Origin of the sequence: Psychrobacter sp. NC44 (genome assembly GCF_904846655.1) — a bacterium.
Classification (GTDB): domain Bacteria; phylum Pseudomonadota; class Gammaproteobacteria; order Pseudomonadales; family Moraxellaceae; genus Psychrobacter.
This window is the reverse complement of sequence record NZ_CAJHBN010000010.1, coordinates 62989-77853: the sequence shown is the minus strand read 5'-3', so window position 1 is coordinate 77853 and position 14865 is coordinate 62989. Positions and strand designations below refer to the sequence as shown.

At 44.6% G+C, this 14865-nt stretch carries 13 protein-coding genes and 1 tRNA gene; 5 read left to right on the top strand and 9 right to left on the bottom strand.

The features are described 5' to 3' along the window. The first annotated feature begins 53 nt into the window (after window positions 1-53). Complete coding sequence (locus tag JMX95_RS08950) at window positions 54-1316, top strand: ammonium transporter (RefSeq protein ID WP_045452414.1); 1263 nt, start codon at window positions 54-56, stop codon at window positions 1314-1316. A gap of 111 nt (window positions 1317-1427) precedes the next feature. Here JMX95_RS08950 and JMX95_RS08945 read toward each other — a convergent pair whose 3' ends face one another. The 3 genes from JMX95_RS08945 to JMX95_RS08935 all read right to left on the bottom strand — a co-directional run bounded on the left by JMX95_RS08945 (window position 1428) and on the right by JMX95_RS08935 (window position 3280). After that, a complete protein-coding gene (locus JMX95_RS08945; protein ID WP_045445845.1) occupies window positions 1428-1811 on the bottom strand; it encodes a DUF2147 domain-containing protein in 384 nt (127 codons plus the stop codon). Between the two features lie 257 nt (window positions 1812-2068). After that, complete coding sequence (locus JMX95_RS08940; protein WP_109591966.1) at window positions 2069-2332, bottom strand: hypothetical protein; 264 nt, start codon at window positions 2330-2332, stop codon at window positions 2069-2071. Window positions 2333-2416: 84 nt separating this feature from the next. Then, complete coding sequence (locus JMX95_RS08935; protein ID WP_227676020.1) at window positions 2417-3280, bottom strand: DNA/RNA non-specific endonuclease; 864 nt, start codon at window positions 3278-3280, stop codon at window positions 2417-2419. 158 nt (window positions 3281-3438) lie between these two features. Between JMX95_RS08935 and JMX95_RS08930 the strand changes: the two genes are divergently transcribed. After that, window positions 3439-3529: transfer RNA gene (locus JMX95_RS08930), tRNA-Ser, on the top strand. A gap of 169 nt (window positions 3530-3698) precedes the next feature. On the opposite strand, the gene JMX95_RS08925 is transcribed toward JMX95_RS08930, so the two are convergent. From JMX95_RS08925 to JMX95_RS08900, 6 genes are all read right to left on the bottom strand, one after another. Continuing rightward, window positions 3699-4424 (bottom strand): DUF3726 domain-containing protein, encoded by a 726-nt coding sequence (locus JMX95_RS08925; RefSeq protein ID WP_201560612.1) that lies wholly within the window; start codon window positions 4422-4424, stop codon window positions 3699-3701. Further along, window positions 4408-6147 (bottom strand): hypothetical protein, encoded by a 1740-nt coding sequence (locus JMX95_RS08920; RefSeq protein WP_265089722.1) that lies wholly within the window; start codon window positions 6145-6147, stop codon window positions 4408-4410. The genes JMX95_RS08925 and JMX95_RS08920 overlap by 17 nt, the downstream gene beginning before the upstream one ends. Before the next feature lie 126 nt (window positions 6148-6273). Then, the gene (locus JMX95_RS08915) at window positions 6274-7959 is read right to left on the bottom strand and encodes a BCCT family transporter (protein ID WP_201560611.1); all 1686 of its coding nucleotides are present in this window, start codon (window positions 7957-7959) and stop codon (window positions 6274-6276) included. 223 nt (window positions 7960-8182) lie between these two features. Beyond that, complete coding sequence (locus JMX95_RS08910) at window positions 8183-9172, bottom strand: membrane dipeptidase (RefSeq protein WP_201560610.1); 990 nt, start codon at window positions 9170-9172, stop codon at window positions 8183-8185. Window positions 9173-9278: 106 nt separating this feature from the next. Then, window positions 9279-10754 (bottom strand): aldehyde dehydrogenase family protein, encoded by a 1476-nt coding sequence (locus JMX95_RS08905; RefSeq protein WP_201560609.1) that lies wholly within the window; start codon window positions 10752-10754, stop codon window positions 9279-9281. A gap of 48 nt (window positions 10755-10802) precedes the next feature. Continuing rightward, window positions 10803-11192 (bottom strand): RidA family protein, encoded by a 390-nt coding sequence (locus JMX95_RS08900; protein WP_201560608.1) that lies wholly within the window; start codon window positions 11190-11192, stop codon window positions 10803-10805. 157 nt (window positions 11193-11349) lie between these two features. On the opposite strand from JMX95_RS08900, the gene JMX95_RS08895 reads away from it, so the two are divergent. From JMX95_RS08895 to JMX95_RS08885, 3 genes are all read left to right on the top strand, one after another. Then, window positions 11350-12255 carry a LysR family transcriptional regulator gene (locus JMX95_RS08895; protein ID WP_201560607.1) on the top strand — a complete coding sequence of 302 codons (906 nt, stop codon included), beginning with the start codon at window positions 11350-11352 and terminating at the stop codon, window positions 12253-12255. A 109-nt stretch (window positions 12256-12364) separates the two neighbouring features. Then, complete coding sequence (locus tag JMX95_RS08890; protein WP_201560606.1) at window positions 12365-13159, top strand: YdcF family protein; 795 nt, start codon at window positions 12365-12367, stop codon at window positions 13157-13159. Window positions 13160-13331: 172 nt separating this feature from the next. Next, window positions 13332-14855, top strand: a complete 1524-nt coding sequence (locus JMX95_RS08885) for a phospholipase D-like domain-containing protein (RefSeq protein ID WP_201560605.1) — start codon at window positions 13332-13334, stop codon at window positions 14853-14855. Window positions 14856-14865: the final 10 nt, after the last annotated feature.

Genomic DNA, 14865 nt, shown 5'->3' with positions numbered 1-14865 from the left:
GATTTATAGATCATACCGATAGCTGTATTGCATCAATTCAAGGGGGAATTAACATGCAAAATCAAATCTTCGAGCTCCAGTACGCACTTGACACGTTTTACTTTTTAATGTGCGGGGCGCTCGTCATGTGGATGGCAGCAGGCTTCACTATGTTAGAAGCTGGACTTGTCCGCTCAAAAAACACCGTTGAGATTTTAACCAAAAATATCGCACTTTTTGCCACCGCTTGTACCATGTACATGATATGCGGCTATGCCATTATGTATGGTGGCAACCTATTCTTGAGCGGTATCGCGGGTAATGAAACGCTGGTAGCAGATGCCCTAGCAGCCTCCGCTGAAAACGGCTTTGATGGTGATTCTGTTTACTCCGCTGCGTCTGATTTTTTCTTCCAAGTGGTGTTTGTTGCAACCTGTATGTCGATCGTTTCAGGAGCGGTGGCTGAGCGCATGAAGCTGTGGTCGTTCTTATTATTTGCTGTGGTGATGACTGGTGTCATTTATCCATTAGAGGGTAGCTGGACGTGGGGTGGCAATGATGTATTTGGTATGTTCAATTTAGGCGACATGGGTTTTTCTGATTTTGCAGGTTCTGGTATCGTCCATATGGCGGGTGCTGCGGCTGCATTAGCAGGGGTATTATTATTAGGTGCACGTAAAGGCAAGTATGGCCCTAATGGTGAAATACGCGCCATTCCAGGTGCTAACTTACCACTGGCAGCGCTTGGAACACTTATTCTCTGGATGGGTTGGTTCGGTTTCAATGGCGGCTCGGTGCTAAAACTGGGTGATATTGCCAGCGCCAACTCGGTTGCTATGGTCTTTTTGAATACCAATGCAGCAGCGGCCGGCGGTGCAATTGGTGCTTTAATAATAGCACGCATCATCTTTGGCAAAGCTGACTTAACCATGCTCTTAAATGGTGCACTCGCAGGATTAGTCGCTATCACGGCAGAACCCTCAACCCCATCTGCATTACAAGCAACACTGTTTGGTTTGATCGCTGGCGTTATCGTTGTGCTATCTATCTTAGCATTGGATAAAATAAAAATAGATGATCCAGTGGGTGCTATCTCAGTTCATGGTGTAGTCGGTCTGTTCGGTCTGCTTATCGTACCAATTACCAACCCAGCAGCATCGTTCGTAGGTCAGATTGCTGGTGCAGCCACTATCTTTACTTGGGTATTCATCGCCAGCTTAATCACTTGGGCGGTTATCAAATTAGTGATTGGTCTGCGTATATCTGAAGAAGATGAGTATGAAGGTGCGGATATAGCAGAGTGTGGTATGGAAGCATATCCTGAGTTTGTGAGATAAGCTCTGAAGCCAATATTAAAATATATGTACTAAAAATCCCGCATTACCAAAAGGTATTGCGGGATTTTTATTTATCAATATTAGGTCTAATACTAAAAATAAACGATAGGTTTATTTCTTTTTCCACGTTTGACTGCGTGAGAATGGACCGATATAACCTTTTAGATTTAAGGTGTTGCCACTCAAGTTTGCGGTCATACGATAGTCTTTGCCCTTTTCAGGATCAGTAATCGTACCACCACTATATTTGCCACCACCATCAGACTTTAAACCTTTAATAATGGTCGTACCAACGTGCTTTTTGCCTTTGGCTGAGTTGGTAGCGATAAGCGTACCTGTTAGTACACCGTTTGACTCAGTAATCTTTACGGTACCTTTTGGCTTACCTTCATCAAATGTCTGCCACGTGGTATTGGCCAAAGGATCAGCGGCGAATGCCATGCTTGCTAAACTGATACCTGCAACAGCTAGAGTGGTTTTGGTAAATAATTTCATAGACTGATTCCCTTCATACAATGATTACTCGAAACGTTATGTTTCTGATCTCCTAGGCTTATCCTTCGCTAAAATTCCTATTAACAGCTATGCGACTTTCTACTCTTTGGAAGTGATTAGCGCATCTAAAAAAACTGCTCATCAAAATTTTATACGACATAAGCGATGTCTTGACTCATTATAAGCAATTTTAAGCTTTTGCCTAGTAATTTTTTTATAGTTTATTATTTCTATAAAAATTGAACTATATCAAATAGTTATAAAAAAGGATTGTCAATATTTTTATCCAGCCGGTCATCTTTTTCTTTTGACTTATGCTGACTATTATTGTAAATAGCATCATTTTCAAATGCCTGAAGAATCTTGCTTGTTAGTTCATGTAACTGTTGTGCTTGCTTATATCCAGTAGCATCAAGAGTCAAATCAATATCGCCATATATAATAATTTTATCTGTTTGGTTTTCGATGATAAGCTCACCGATTTGCATGCTTTGGTGGTCATTGGCAAATGGATCAATCATTTGATTCTCCTTTTTATTAATACCTTGCGTAATTTTTGGATTTTTTGTGCCTTTTATTATATATAGACTTGTGTCACAAAGGCATTATGCTTGCAATTGGGCGATTACCCACTCAAGAATCGCCCAAACAAACAGCATCCAAGCCGGCTCTTCTGTTGGCTCATCCGGCAACTCGGAGCTTTCACCCGCCTTTAATGGCAGATCAAATGCCTGTGTTTTGGTTTTGGCATCCAAGACGGGCAGCACATCGATACCAATCCTGGTCGAGAGTTCATCAACACTAATAACCTCTATGCGCTCTGACTCATCATTGGGTGCATAATAGACCCCTGCTTGATTAATCGCTGGTATATAGACGGCTTTAAAAAAATGACTGGGCACCAGTACACGATCTGCCAGTTGCTTGGTTGTTTTGCCAGTAAATGCTACCCCTGTAATGCTATAAACCTCTCCATATTGCTGGGTCAAATAGCGAGTGGCTGATTCAATATTACGCCAGATATAGCGATTGTTGCGCGGTGACTGCGGGGCGATATTGGCAAGGCTAAAGCTATCATATTGTTGACTACGATTCGCCATATCGGCATTGGGCGCTAAATGCCCGCGATCATAGCCAGAGCCTGAATAGTCGGACAATGAGGCGCGTGCGGATTTTGGTAACCTACTTTCTTCATGAAAGCTGTCTTCACGATCAATTTCTTTTGCTTGTTGTAAACGCTTGCGATCCAAATATTCTGCTGACCAAAGCGGTGTACGCGACACACCAGAATACATAACGGCAAAACCATCCATGCATAAAGCTTGGGTTTTGTTGCTTAGCTTGGTATTAATAAACTCAGGATAGACACCGCCATAAAAGGACTCGCTACACTGAGTAAAGTCATCAGCATGCGCTGAAGTTATACTTACGACCACCGCCATCACGGTCATTGTAATACTGTTTTTCAAACGAGCATTGAGCCTACCGAAACTTATCATTCAACTTTCAACCATCTATGCTTGTCATTACGTATACGCTATCGTAGCAGGCGTTTGTAAATAAAGAAAGATAAGGTGCAAGTCGTGACATTCTAGACAGTATCCGCTATACTGAGCCGTCTAAAAACGGTGAAGTGGGTGAGTGGCTGAAACCGCACGCCTGGAAAGTGTGTATGCGTTAATAGCGTATCGAGGGTTCGAATCCCTCCTTCACCGCCAATCTTATTCTGCTTAATCAAAGCCTCTAGCTTTTCCCATCTATTCAAACAACTCCGAAATACCTTTTAATCCAAAATACTTTCTGAAATTTTTAATTACAAACCTCTTTCTGGCTTAATCTATTTGCCTATGTCATTTTGTAACCTTTTATTTATTACATTCCTGTCGCTTACGCCCCTCCCGCACCTTTACTTGATGTTTCGCTATTTTCTACCAACATCGCCGCAGCCGTTTTTTTGAGTATCACCCACTGTTCATCGTCGACATAGATGCCTTCTTTCCATGCGCGCTGATGGGTTTCAAATAGCTCATCTGTCGATATTTTATGATTGAAATGCTGTATGTCCTGTTCAATATCAAAATTTTGGGTCGCAATTTCAATAATCATATCATTGGTATTGTAATTGGCTTGTGCTTGGTCAAAAAAGTATAAATCAGGATACACAAAACCTTGATTTAACGTAAATAATGTATGCTTGGGCACAGAGCCATTGTCCCATTTAGCCAAGCAAGCAAAGCCTTTGGCAGCCAGCCCCACCAGCTCGCTATAAGCCAACCAGCGGTTATGACAGTTCTGTAAATAAATATGAAAATGCGCCAAATCACCCATTTTTTCAAGCGCATAGTCAATGATAGTCGGCAAGTGACAAGCCAAGCTGCTACCATGCAAATCTAAACGAATAGCGCCGTCTTGTTGGTGGACGATATCGATTGGCGTATCGTGCTCAGTTAAGATATACGGACTGGCATTGTTAAAGTGTCTGATACCGTCCAAGCCCGCCATCTGTAATTCAGCGACCATGGTAGCAATCACATCCGCTTCGCCTACTTCACGGTGCATCCCAGTAAAGGCTTTGTGTACTATCGTCACGATTTCATTATGCGATACGATCATGAGTCAAACCTCCCTGCTCTTTCGATAAATCGGGTAATAAAGGAAACAGCCATTCATCACTATGCACTTCTGCAAACAAAGGCGCACCTTGAAACAAGGTGATCCGCACCCAGCGATCTGATCTGGGATCGAACTTGGTGGCACCAAACATCGATAATTTACACCGTAACAGGTGCATGGGTAATGCGGTTTTATGCAAGACATTCATCTGAATATCGCCCAGTGGCTTATGTCCCATCGTCCAAACGCGGCGCGCAATCGAGCGATATTTTGGCTGATTTAAGATGAACTCTGAAATGAGCTGCTTTGGATCGGTGGGTTTCAACGCGAGATACAGCTTATTTGCTTGCCGTGCGATGTCTAATGCAAGCTCACGATCAGCACCCGGTTCTTGCCCGCGCACGCCCATCCTTGGCTCTTCTTTATCCACCGAGCGATACCAAAACCAATGGCTATTATCGGGCTGGCTAAAATCAATATTAATCACCCACTGATAATATCGCTCTAATACATCGATTAAATCTTGGATCACCTTGCCTTTCGGTAGCGACAGCGTTTCATCGGCATTTATTTTTTCTTGAAACGCATCGACACGCTCAGGATAAAGCTCCATCAAGCAAGAGATAATCACTTCTTGGCTCTCAAGGCTTAGATGATGGTGAGCTTGTAAGAACTCTGCCCATGTACTGTATTGATTAATGGTTACCATCAAATTATTTTGTAATACGGCTAATTCTGCAACGACCGCTTCATTGAGTTTGATTTGCGACTCATTGATGGTAACAATCTCGCTAAAATGCTGAATAGCACGTTTGATTAAACTGGCAAAATATACGGTTTTTTTGGGTTCAATCTGGCAGATCAGTGTCACTTGCAACGCTTCTTCACGGGTAGTTAGCCATTGATCGACGACACAAGGATGGTTGATTAGATACGGTGCCATGCCCAAACCGGTGGCGTTACCAACTCCCAAGTAACGCTTAATCTCTGGATGCAGTGCAGCGGCGTTGCTACCGCCTTTTTGCTTTGCCAAATAATCGACCCAATCTAAGCTAAACTCACGCAGCAAATACACGGCACACATCTGCGCTCGAAACGATTGATCAAAATCTGCACTGTGATCTAACGGTTTGAAGTCATAAATACCAAACTTACCGTTGCCATAGACCGCCGTGGTACGCAATATATAACCCACCTGCGCGAGTATATCTAAATTTGGTTGCTGACCAACGGCGAGCGAGCTAACGATATGATCAAAGACCCGTACGCTCTTATTTGCTCGTGCCAGCACCATCACCATATTAGAGTTTCGACCTGCTTCTTGCAGCGGTACGTTGGCTTGTAGGTTACCCAGTAGCTCCTCACTTATCTCACCAAAGACCAAACCAAAGGTCACATCCCATTTTTGGGCAATCACCCTATCATTACGCTCTTCATCAGCCAGCTCATTACAAAATACCACCAGATGATACAGATGCTCTGGGGTATTGAGGCGATAAATAACCGTGCCATAGCCTTGCTCATCCAAATCCCACAAATGGGTACTGAGCGTCCATTGCTCTCTATCAATCTTACGCAGTAACGTGCGCACAAAGCTAATGCGAGTTTGGTGCATCGCGCCCAACCTTTCTGCATTCATAATCACGTCACGAGTACGAAATTTAGTGCTAAGTTGAGGCGGCTTGACATTAATTCTTTCATTATTTGCATGAATCATATTCATAATTTCACTACCTTACCTAATATATTGAGCCAGCAGCTTTGTTAATAATGCCAATGATGATATCTATTGGTAAATAAGTATTCAGCCGTTTTTAGGATCGTTGTTTTGACCTTGACCGTTTGGTAGTCAATCAGTTTTTTGAGTAAGCTTTTCCTTAGCGAGCTTTTCTTCGCTAATTTTATGTCTTACCTCTACCTGATTAGGTCGATACAAGTCTTGCTCTCGCGCCATTTGCTGGGCAATTTGTGGCCCGTTCCATAGCGATGGCAGCAGGATAAAGGAGACAGGCACAGCGGTAATCACGATAAAAGACTGCAATGCTGTCACGCCACCTGAACCAAGCGAGATTAAAACAATCGCTGTCACCCCCATCATAATGCCCCAAAAGGTACGAATCATGGCGTTTGGCTCACGCTCGCCACTGATGACCACACTGATGGTATAGGTCATCGAATCACCTGTCGTGACGATAAAAACGGTGGTTAAAATTAGAAATAATATCGAGGTAATTAAAGGAAAGGGTAATTGCTGGGTAACGGCTAATAGTGCACCAGGTAAGTTAAAGCCTTCAAATGCGCTACTGACACTGCCCGGATTGGCAATCTCAAACGCCAGACCCGAACCACCAACGACGGTGAACCAAAAGCAAGTAACGAGTGGCGCAATGATACAAACCGTGGTAATCAATTGACGAATCGTACGACCACGTGAGATACGAGCGATAAAGATAGCCATCATCGGGCCATAACCTAAGAACCAACCCCAAAAGAACACGGTCCAACCGCCAAGCCAGCCTTCATCACCGCGAAAAGTGGCCATTGGAATAAAGTTATCGACCATCGTGCCGACACCTTGAATATAACCATTGACGATAAAATTGGTCGGTCCAAATATCAAAATAAAGACCATCAGCGCAACTGCCAATATGACATTGAAGCGGCTGAGCAATTGCATGCCTCGAGCAAGACCACTGATCGCTGATAAGGTATAAAGCCCAATCGCGAATATGATAATGATAAGCTGGGTGGCAAAAGTATCAGGAATACCAAACAAGGTATTGAGTGCATAGCTGGTCTGTAGACCCAGAAAACCGATAGGACCAATCGTACCAGCGGCAACGGCAACGATACAACAAGCATCGATAATCGCGCCCGTTTGACCAGTAAGTACGCGCTCACCAAACATAGGATAAAGAAGTGTGCGAGGTTTCAGCGGCAAGCCTTTGTCATAATGCAGATGCATGACCACAATCGCGGTCAAACTACCGACAATCGACCACGCCAAAAATCCCCAATGCATAAAAGATTGTGATAAGGCGTTAAATGCTCGTTGTTGCAAGTCTGGTGACTCACCGTATAAGGGAGGCGCTGACACGAAATGAGCAATAGGTTCTGCCGCCGCCCAAAAAACCCCGCCGCCAGCCAACAATGTACAAAACAGGATAGCCATCCATTTGAAATTGTCCATTTCAGGCTTTGGTAAGTTGCCCAAAATAACACGACCCGTGCGACCTGCACCAACCGCTAAAGCGATGACGAAAGTAGCGAGAAGCAAAATTTGCCAAAAAGGGCCAAAGATATTGGCCGACCATTTAAAACCAACATCCACAATCGTTGCTAACTGTGCTTCTGCAAAAATCGCCATGAGCACAAAAATTGTAATAAACCCGCCACTATACCAAAAGGCAGGATTTTTTAGCCCCAACGCATCAATATCGGCAGCAGCTGGTACAGCGCTGACCTTATCTGCTGTGCTATTGGCAGCGTTTGAGCGTCCTTGCTCAACTTGATTAAGTCCCTTTAAATCGGCCATGATGTGGCTCCATATGCTAAGGCTAATGTTGCGTTTTAAATCAGAGGTATCGCAATGAGGATATAACCACATAGCCTCACCATATTATTTACTTCAAAGCTATTTACTTTAAAGCTCTCTATTTCAAAACTGTCTATTTCAAATGGCTGTGCGCTATAAAACGCCTGTCATTTTATAGCGGTTTCGCACAATAACTGGCTAAAAAATCTTTAGAAGTGGCTGCTCAAGCCAAAGGCTTTAAGCCTTGCTCTAAAAAATCGAACCAGTTTTGACCAATGACTTTTCCAGCATCACTTTCGTTAAAACCGTGCTTGAGCAGACCGTTATAGATGTTTTCCATACCGTCCTTGCCAGCAAACCACGGCAGCGTGTCAGGCCAACCTGAATTATTGGCATTGCCTTCACCATAATCCATCGCTTTTGACCAACGCCCATTACGCATCCATTCAAGCACGGCTTGCGGTTGATTGAGACACAAGTCACTACCAATGGATAAATGCTCAACGCCATATTTGTCAGCACAGTTAGCAATCATCGTACAGAAGTCATCAAGCGTACATGCACTACCATTTGGCAAATGAAACGGGTATAAGCTAAAACCTAACAACCCGCCTGCTTGGGTCAAGGCACTGATGACCGTATCCGATTTATTACGCAGGGCATCGTGTGCTGTGGTTGGATTGGCATGACTGATACATATCGGACGCGATGAGATTTCTATCGCTTCAAGCGTGGAGCGCTCTGCGCTATGAGACATATCGATGATCATACCGACACGGTTCATCTCTTTGATCGCCTGCTGACCAAAACGTGTGATGCCGCTGTCATTCTGCTCATAACAACCAGTGGCTAGTAAGCTCTGGTTGTTGTAAGTCAGCTGCATAATCAATAAACCTAAACGACGCATCACGCTAATCAAACCAATTTCATCATCGATTGGTGAGCAGTTTTGTGCGCCAAAGAAAATGCCCACTTTGCCCTGCTCTTTTGCCGTTTTTATATCAGCTACTGAGTACACTGGCAAGATAAGATCGTTATTTTGCTCAAAGCGTGTGTGCCACTCGCTAAAGCGGGTCATGGTCTGACGGGCATCTTCGTGATAGACCAAGGTGGCATGTACCGCATTGATACCACTGGCTTGTAGCATCTTAAAGTAGTCACGATCCCAATGGCTATACTGTAATCCGTCAATGACGATATGATCTTGGTACATATCAATTCCCTTTAATACTTTTATCAGTGGCCGCTATCATTGGCTATTAAGTGCTTTTTCACACCGTGTCACTTCGATAGCGGCGAGTATGCTTGTTAAGACATGCCTAGTACGCTTTTTGATAAGCGGTCTTGACGATGGTATAGAATTCTTTAGCGTATTGACCTTGCTCACGCGGGCCAAAGCTTGACTGTTTACGACCACCAAACGGCACGTGGTAGTCAGTTCCCGCAGTCGCTAGATTGACCATCACGCAACCTGCTTGCACTTGCTCTTTGTACATCGCACTGCTACGCAAGCTCTGGGTAATGATGCCGCCCGTCAGACCAAAACGCGTGTCATTGGTCATGGCAATCGCTTCGTCCAAATCCTTGACACGCATGACGCAAGCGAGCGGCGCAAATACTTCTTCTTGGTTGATATCCCAGCTGTTGTCCGTCTCGGTAAATAACGTCGGCGACATATAGTAGCCGTCATGCGGCATCTCTAAACGCTCACCACCAAAGGCTAAATTGGCACCGGATTGCTTGGCTTTTTCGATCCAGTCCATGTTTGATGCCAGCTGCTTGTCATCGACGACAGGCCCCATAAAGATACCTTCATCAAGCGCATGACCGACCTTTAAAGTCTTCATTTTTGCGACCACACCTTCGACGAAGGCATCATGAATACTGTCCATTACGATGAGGCGTGAAGAAGCCGTACATTTCTGCCCTGAACCACCAAACGCACCAGCCACTGCCGCATCGATAGCAACTTGCAAATCAGCATCATCAGCGATGACCAAGGCGTTTTTACTACCCATCTCAAGCTGACAGCGAATAAAGTTCGGTGCCGTCGCAGCAGCAACTTTGCGACCTGTTGGTACAGAACCCGTAAAGCTAACGGCATCGATATCTGTAGAATTGATGAGTGCATCACCGACTGACGAGCCGCCACCCAGTAGCAGGTTAAATGTCCCTTCTGGCATGCCTTGACGGTGAATGATTTCAGCCAATGCTACTGCGCTGGCTGGCGTTAAATTCGCAGGCTTCCAAATGACAGTGTTACCAAACGCTAGCGCTGGCGCGATCTTCCATACAGCGGTGGCCGTTGGAAAGTTCCAAGGTGAGATAATAGCGACCACACCGACTGCTTCGCGGGTGACTTCAACCTTGACACCAGGGCGTACTGAGGCGGCGTTATCACCGATTTGGCGCAATACTTCAGCGGCATAATAATGAAAGAACTGACCCGCACGGTAAATCTCGCCACGTCCTTCGGCAAATGGCTTACCTTCTTCAAGAGACAACAGCGTACCTAGCTCATCACAGCGAGCAATCATTTCATCGCCAATCGCTTGTAGGATAGACTGCTTTTTTTCTAAAGAAGTTGCTTCCCATTTTGGCTGAGCGTGACGGGCAGCAGCAATGGCATCTTTGACTTGATCGCCACTGGCCTGTGCGAACTCACCGATAGTGTCAGTGATATCAGATGGGTTAATATTGGCAACGGTATTTACGCCTGCCTGCCATTCACCATTGATATAAAGTGATTTGGTTGGGTCTTGCTGCAATATCTGTTGGGCGGTGTGAGCTGACATAAGAGCTTCCTTGATAAAGTATTAAAAGATGGAATATTAAAATTAGTTTTAAGGCACAGCGGCATATACAACCAGCTCAACCAGCATTTCTTCACGAGCCAGTCCTGCTATCACGAGCGCTGCCCGATTTGGATAGGGTGCTTCAAAGTATTCAGCATAAACTTGATTGACCGTTTTTAGATAGTCGCGATCGGTCACATAGATCATGACCTGTAGTACCGAATCCATACCAACATTGGCACATTCTAGTGTGTGCTTGAGATTGTCTAATGTTTGACGGGTTTGCGCTTCGATACCACCTGCAACCACATCACCATTTTCATCGATAGGAATCTGCGCGGTGTACAACGTACCATTGCAAGTGATCGCCCATTCTAGAGGGGCTTTAGACGCATAAAGTGAGGTTTTGATGGATTGTTTGGTTGAATGAGTCGTCATGTCGTCATATCCTTTGATCAATGATTGGGCAGCGATTGCTATAGAGTTATCCTACCCAAGTACTAACGATAAATCTAACTAATTAAATTTAGAATATGATAGATTTAATCTATCATAGACGATATCTTATATATTAATAGTGGTGAAGAATAAGCCTATGAAATTACAGCAATTACGTCACTTTTTATGCGTGGTAGAGGAAGGCGGCTTTCGGGCGGCGGCGGATCGCGCCAATCGCTCGCAAGCGGCGTTGTCTGCCTCGATAAAGGAATTGGAAAAAACACTGGGTCAGCGCTTATTTGAAGGAGGAAATAAAGCAACACTCACGCCTTTTGGCGAGACTTGTTTACCCAAAATCGAGCAGTTTATGACGGTTTATCAAGCGCTAGAGGATGATTTAAAAGGAGCAGCCGCTGGCGATAAAGGCAAAATAAGGATTGCAAGCGTGCCATCACTGGTGACAAAACTCTTGCCTAGCGTGTTGGTTGAGTACTCCAAGAAATATCCTGATGTCGAGATTGTACTAATAGATGATAACTCTGTCGGTGTGGCCAATCGTTTATTGGCAGGTGAAATCGATTTGGCATTGGGCAACTGCACCAGTATCGACCAATCAAATATAGATTTCACCTTGCTCATATCTGACCCGATTGGCGTGGTCTGCTTAAGAAGCAATTCGTTAAATCAACCAGTAAAACCGTCAAGAAACCAACAAAAAGCAGGGCTTAAATGGCAACAACTGATGACCCAGCCTTTTATTTATAATGGCACTTGTCGACTGCTCGAAAACACACCCGCCGAGGTGCTCAACCGCAATGCGCGTTACACGGTCGAGAATATTACTTCCTTATTTTCATTATTACGCAATGATCTTGGCATAACCACCCTACCCAAGCTCGCCTTTCCGTCGAATGAGCCAGAATTGGTATGGCTCGACTTACTTGAACCTGCCTTAGACAGACAAATTGGTATTTTTAAATTGGCAAATAAAACGATTTCACCGCCAGCACAAGCGTTTCATGAACTGTGCATTCAGTATGTCCAGAATCACTATATTTTATAAAGACAGGTTAAAAATAGATTAATAATGGGTTAAAACATACCTCACTACCGCCTACTTTTATAAGCCACTATCAGAAACTCCATTCACTTGAATAAAAGCGTCTTTCACTATGTCTAAAGGTTTAATTTCCGTTACTCGTGGCCTCTTATCTGTTATCGGCATCATACTTATCATCGATTGCGCTGCATTGATGGTCGTCGGTAAAGTTAATTTCGGCTCGGTTGTACCTTTTTTAGTCGGCATGGTTTTTGTCATACATGGAATTTTTTGGCATGCAATACGCAGGTTTTGCAGCCAACATTATGGCTTTAACCGCCTTTGGTATGGGTTATGGGCTGTATTTATACTTTGGTTGTTAAGCTTCGCTCTATTTATTTGGTCATTAAGACAGCAGATTACGCTTAGCCAGCAGCCTGCACCGACAGTGGCAGCGATTATTATATTAGGCTCAGGCACGGTTGCAGGTAAGCCGACACCGACGCTCGCCAAGCGCTTGGACACCGCTGTGCCCCTTATCGAGACACAACCAGATGCTTTGGTGATGACCAGTGGTGGCGTTGGTTTTCAGCGTACACGTAGCGAAGCCGATATCATGGCCACATATTTGCATGAGGCACATGGCGTGCCATTCGAACGCATTTTACAAGAAGGTAAAAGTACCAGTACGGAAGAAAACCTCGCTAACAGCCGAGCGTTGTTAGAAGAAAAAGGGCTGTCTATCACTGATCCTATCGCCATCGTTACCAGTGATTTCCATAGCATTCGCGCGGCCAGCATTGCGCGACATCAGGGCTATAAACAACCGATCACCGTCGCCAGTCCGACACCTTTATCCATTCGTTACAACGCTTGGTTTCGCGAGTATTTTGCCTTTGTCAGTGGCTGGCTGTTAGGAGAGTATTGATGGAGGTGTATATTTCACCAGCTTGAACAAGCTTACTGCTAAGTATCATAGCTCCAGCGTTGCCGCATTGCTGTTTTTACCAATCAAAACGGTGGTAATTTTACAGTGCGTTATAATCAGTAAGAACCACTGATAAATACTGCAAATAAAAATAATAATGATGGAGCGCATTATGCTATTGGATATCTTTTTAACTGTTCATTTCATGCTGCTGATACTGATCTCTTTGCGAGTGCTTGCACGCCATGATCTGACCTCGCCCGCTCGGCTTGCTTGGCTCGTCATATTGTTCATTTTGCCTTATCTGGGGGTTGTAATTTATTGGATGTTTGGTGAGGTGCATCTAGGACGCGATTTTACGCGCAAACGTAAAGAGATCATCGATAAATTAAGCGCACATAGTCCCGAAGTACTTGGTGATGACATCGCTTTGTCGGAGGCTATCAAACCTGAATACCAAGCGGCCTTTGCCTACTCTGCCAATGCAACTGGCTATCATACAACGGTGGGCAATCACGCAGAGCTAATGGCAGATGCGGCTGAGACGCGCAAACGTATGATTGCCGACTTTGATGCAGCGACCGATCATATTCATGTGCTGTATTATATTTGGCTAATCGATGGTATGGGAATCGATACTGCTCAAGCGCTCATACGAGCAGCAAGGCGCGGCGTCATATGCCGAGCAATGGTTGACGGTATGGGCTCACGAAAAATGGTCGGCTCAAAGATATGGCAGGAAATGATAGAAGCTGGCGTACAAGTCAGTGTTGCCCTACCAATTAGTAATATTTTAAAGGTACTCATGTTTAGCCGGATTGACTTGCGAAATCACCGCAAGATTACGGTTATTGACGGCAAAATCGGCTACTGTGGCAGTCGCAACTGCGCCGATCCTGAGTTTCGTGTAAAGCCAAAATTTGCGCCGTGGGTAGACATTATGCTGCGGGTCGAAGGACCAGTGGTGGCACAGAATCAGATGTTGTTTGCCAGTGATTGGCTGACTGAAAATCCTGATACGCCGCTTGACAGCTTTCCTTATTTTATTGACCCACAACTAAAGCAACAAAAATCCCCACAGCCAGAAACTGATGAGCCTTTACCAATAACATCACCGCCACCTTTACCAGTCACATTGCCGCCAAAAGGCTTTGCTGCACAGGTTTTTTCTGATGGTCCTACCCAACGACGCAGCACCACGCCGCAATTTTTAGGTGTCTTAATTGGTCAGGCAAAGCGAACCCTGATCATCTCAACGCCTTATTTTGTGCCTGATTATTCGCTCGTCAGCATTTTGTGTGCGACCGCTTATCGCGGTGTACAAGTAACCATGATTTTCCCAAAGAATAACGACTCAATAGTCGTGGCTGCTACCAGCCACAGTTATTACTGGCAGCTGCTTGAAGCGGGGGTCAATATTTACGAATATAAACCCGGTCTATTACACGCAAAAACCTTGACCATCGATGGCGAAATCAGTCTGATTGGCTCGACCAATTTAGACTTGCGTAGCTTTGATTTGAACTATGAAAACAACATTGTGTTTAGCGATAAAACGCTCACAGCGGCCATCATTGAGCGACAATACCAGTATATCGCTGATTCTGAAGAAGTCACTCGTGAGCAAGTTGAAAACTGGCCGTTATCTTATAAAATCTGGAATAACATTGTCGCCACGATGGGACCTGTTTTGTAACCCATTATTA